This window comes from Caldisericum sp., assembly GCA_022759145.1.
Classification (GTDB): Bacteria; Caldisericota; Caldisericia; order Caldisericales; family Caldisericaceae; genus Caldisericum.
The window spans coordinates 1-3,785 of record JAEMPV010000091.1 but is presented as its reverse complement, the minus strand read 5'-3'; the positions used below and the strand labels follow the sequence as shown (position 1 = coordinate 3,785).

Here is a 3,785-nt window from a genome sequence, read left to right as displayed (position 1 = left end):
TTCTTTTACAATCACTTCTGGTGATGGCTCTTTATTCCCGAGTGGTAATTTTGTAGTCACGATAGACAATGAAAGAATATTGGTTGGTTCAAGGAACGGCGATACCTTTTCATCTTTAACAAGAGGATATGATGGAACAACGGCAAGTTCACATTCATCGGGAACTCGTGTTGAATTAAGAATAATTGCACGGCACATACAGGAACTTCAAAACTTTTGCAACACGGCAGGACAGCCTAATGGACTTGCAACATTAGATACAAATGGATTAGTTATTCAAAACCCAACTAATGCAACATCAACACCAGCGGCTTCTAAAATACCCATTGCAGATAGTTATGGGCTTTTGGACAAGTGGATATTATCAGGCAGTGTTTACAATGTCAAAGACTATGGAGCAAAAGGCGACGGTACAACCGATGATAGAACCGCCATACAATCAACCATAAACGCTTGCAGTTCGGCAGGTGGAGGCATTGTCTTTTTCCCAAAAGGGCGATACTTGTTATCATCTTTTTATGATAGCACTAATCATTTTATGCTCCAGCCTAAAAGCAATATTTTATTTATGGGTGTCGGTGCAGGCAGCGTAATCACGGTTGCAAATGGACTAAACAATTCAGGCGACTTCTATATCTTTGCAGACACTTCTAATACTATCAACAATATCGGCTTTTACAACCTAACTTTTGATATGAACGGAACAAACAATTTAGTGCCTCAAAGCAATCCATATAAAATGAATGCCGCTATATACATATACTATGGAAGTAATATCTGGGTTGAAAAGTGTAGTTTCTTGAATAATGCGGGGCAACAGAGTGTCGTTTTGGGGGCAAATGTAAATACAAATCCTATCTCTAATGCTATAATAAATAATTGCTCTTTTAACACATTTGCTGGCGGTGTTGCTGGTAATACATACCAAGTAGACCATTCAGCAATCTATGCGGTTGGCAAAGATATTCATATAACAAATAACTATTTCTATAATCCATCTCCATCTCCAAATGCTACCGCAATAGAGATACACACAAATAATTGTGTTGTTTCAAAAAACATTATAGATAGCGTTCACACGGGAGTCATAATTTCTGCCAATGTTAACAACATAGATGGAACTATTATTTCTGACAATGTGATGACAGGTATCTATACAGGTGTTGCTTTAGATTCTGCAACAGGATACACTATAGGACAAGTATTAGTAAGCAACAACATATTTGAGCAGGCTGACGCAATGACTACAATAATAGGTTTCAGCAATGCACAGACCGATATACAAGACTTAACTATAAATGGAAATAAGTTTACCTGCTTGGCGGCGGCGAACACAAATTATGCTTTTGCAATACAGATTGATAAGGTTAAGATGTTGAATATTATTAACAACGAATTTGTGTCTCTTATGGGAAGGGCAATTTGTTATGGTTCTCCTTCACCAGATACCGCCTGTATAAACATCTCAAACAATGCTTTCATTGATTGCGGAAGAACTACAAATTCAGAAGTATCATATAAGTTTGCTGTAGTAATATATGGAACGGCTAAAATACATACGCTTCGTATAGTAAACAATCTATTTCAGAACACAGGAACAACAATTACACAAAGAGCAATAGCGCTTGAATGGGCGCCAGATTTAGGATACGGAGAGATTGTTAACAATACTATTATCAACATTCCTTCCGATGGAATTAATTGGAATACCTCTTCTAACATAGGAACTCTAATAATAGACCATAAGGGGACAGGGAATCCAAACGGTGTTGTTTGTGCTTCTCTTGGAAGTAAGTGGTTAGATAAATCAACAGGGACTTGGTATACAAAAACATCTGGTGGAAATGGAAATACGGGGTGGAACTAAATGTTTGATATAGCACCTTTTGATACGATACAATACGATACAATAGGTGGAGAGGTTATACTCTTACAATCTTATGTTAATTGCTCCACAGGGATATCGGCAGTAGTCAATGTATATAAAAGGCTCGTGGCGTCGGTAAGAGGGGCGACGCAAATATCTTTGCTTTTGACGATAAAAAAGGTGCTGTCCGCCGTCGTTAAGTCCTCAACATCTTTTGTATCTGATTTAGGCATTAAAGGTAAGGTATTCTTAAATGTTGTTATCTCAACCAGCACGGCGTTTGTGGGTAATTTAAAAGTTAAAAAGCCTCTTGCCTCTGCCTTTACCAGCAATACACGAGCATCATCGTTTATCTCTGTTAAAAAGGCGTTGCGAGGCTCTTTTATAGAGCAAACAATCTTTATTGCCTCGTTAAGAAAAGGATGGAGAAAGATTAGACCATTCACAACTATTTGGGGGAGAGTAAAATAGAATGTCAACATTACAAGTAGCAAGACCACCGAGTAGTGCTGTTGACCCTGATGGTAATTGGCAAAATCTAAACAACATATCTGCCGACGATAATGTTTATGCTACTTGCTTAATACCGTCTTCTGCTAGCGACTTCCAAATTATTGCCTACAATTTCGGTTTTTCGGTAAGCGGAACAATAAATGGTATTTCTGTCAAACTTAAAGTGTACGCATCGGTTGAAAGTAGTATATATCTTGACTATGTTATTTTTGGTTTTTGGAACGGGACAAGTTTTACACCAAAAGGAAATTCAAATTCTTATGTTGATTATTGGCATACAACTGATAATTATATAATTATAGGTTCTTCATCAGACTTATGGGGAACTACTTGGACACCAGATGATATAAATAATCCGCAGTTTGGTATATCTATATATGTTAATAATGACGATTCATCCGACCAAACCGCCTACATAGACTATGTAGAAGTCACGATAACTTATACTCCTCCTGCTGGCTCATCTATTCAATTAACTGCTTCTGTTGTATCATCGTCTATTGTTAATGCGTCATTAGGCATACAAAAGATATTAGCCTCCGCCATTCATTCCTCAACATCTTTTTTAGCCGACTTAATAATTAGGGGCAAGGTATTTTTAAACACAATTATCTCTACAAGCACCGCCTTTATAAGCGATTTAAAAGTTAATCATACACTCGCTTCTGTCTTTGCAGGTAAAACACAAATAATACCTTTTGCGTCTATCAAAAAGGCTTTACAGGGTTCTTTTGCTGGTAAAACGCTTTTTGCAGGCACTATCAGTGGAATAAAGAGGTTAGCAAGCAATATAGCAACACGCACCATTTTAACCGCCAATTTTATTGCTCCGAGACTTCTATCCGCTGTGATAAGCAGCAAGACAACTTTTACGGGGCAAATGTTAAAATTAAAGAACCTTGTAAGCCAAGTGATTGGCAAGACAACAATTCAGGCACAATTCATTAGAATAAGGTTGTTAAAAGCAATTGTTAACTCAACCACACAAATGGGTGTCTCTATACAAAAGACTGCAAGAATGTCCGCCTCTTTTGTCTCCTCCACGACTATTAAAGCAATCTCATCAACTTGGCACTTGATTAAGAAACCTACCGCTACTTGGAAACAAAAGATATAGGGGGTGATAAATTGGAAGACAAGATTACAGAGGCTAAAAAGGTTTTGGAACAAGAAAAGGCTGAAAGGGTAAGTAAATGCTTACAAGAGATAAATGAGGCGTTGGAAAAGTATAACTGCTATCTTGATGTGTCCGCCACTCTATCAACGCCTTCTCCTAACAATCCGACAGGCATTAAGTTTGCAATCAATGTATTGCCGAAGGGGGTGTGAAGTGCCTAAATATTATGTCTTTTTCTTAACAATACTTGTTGTTGTTCTATCCATAACAACGGGACTTTTTTATGAA

Annotated in this window: 4 protein-coding genes; all 4 read left to right on the top strand. The window is 37.5% G+C overall.

Features of this window, described 5'->3' with window-relative positions; translation table 11 throughout:
• Positions 1-1,867, top strand: a 1,867-nt coding sequence (locus tag JHC30_06000) for a hypothetical protein (GenBank protein ID MCI4463703.1), incomplete at its 5' end; no start/stop codon positions are given.
• Entirely contained in the window at positions 1,868-2,338 is a 471-nt protein-coding gene (locus JHC30_05995) for a hypothetical protein (GenBank protein ID MCI4463702.1), read from the top strand.
• A 1-nt stretch (position 2,339) separates the two neighbouring features.
• Positions 2,340-3,497, top strand: a complete 1,158-nt coding sequence (locus JHC30_05990; GenBank protein MCI4463701.1) for a hypothetical protein — start codon at positions 2,340-2,342, stop codon at positions 3,495-3,497.
• Between the two features lie 11 nt (positions 3,498-3,508).
• Positions 3,509-3,709: a hypothetical protein gene (locus JHC30_05985; GenBank protein ID MCI4463700.1), complete on the top strand. Its 201-nt coding sequence runs from the start codon at positions 3,509-3,511 to the stop codon at positions 3,707-3,709.
• Positions 3,710-3,785: the final 76 nt, after the last annotated feature.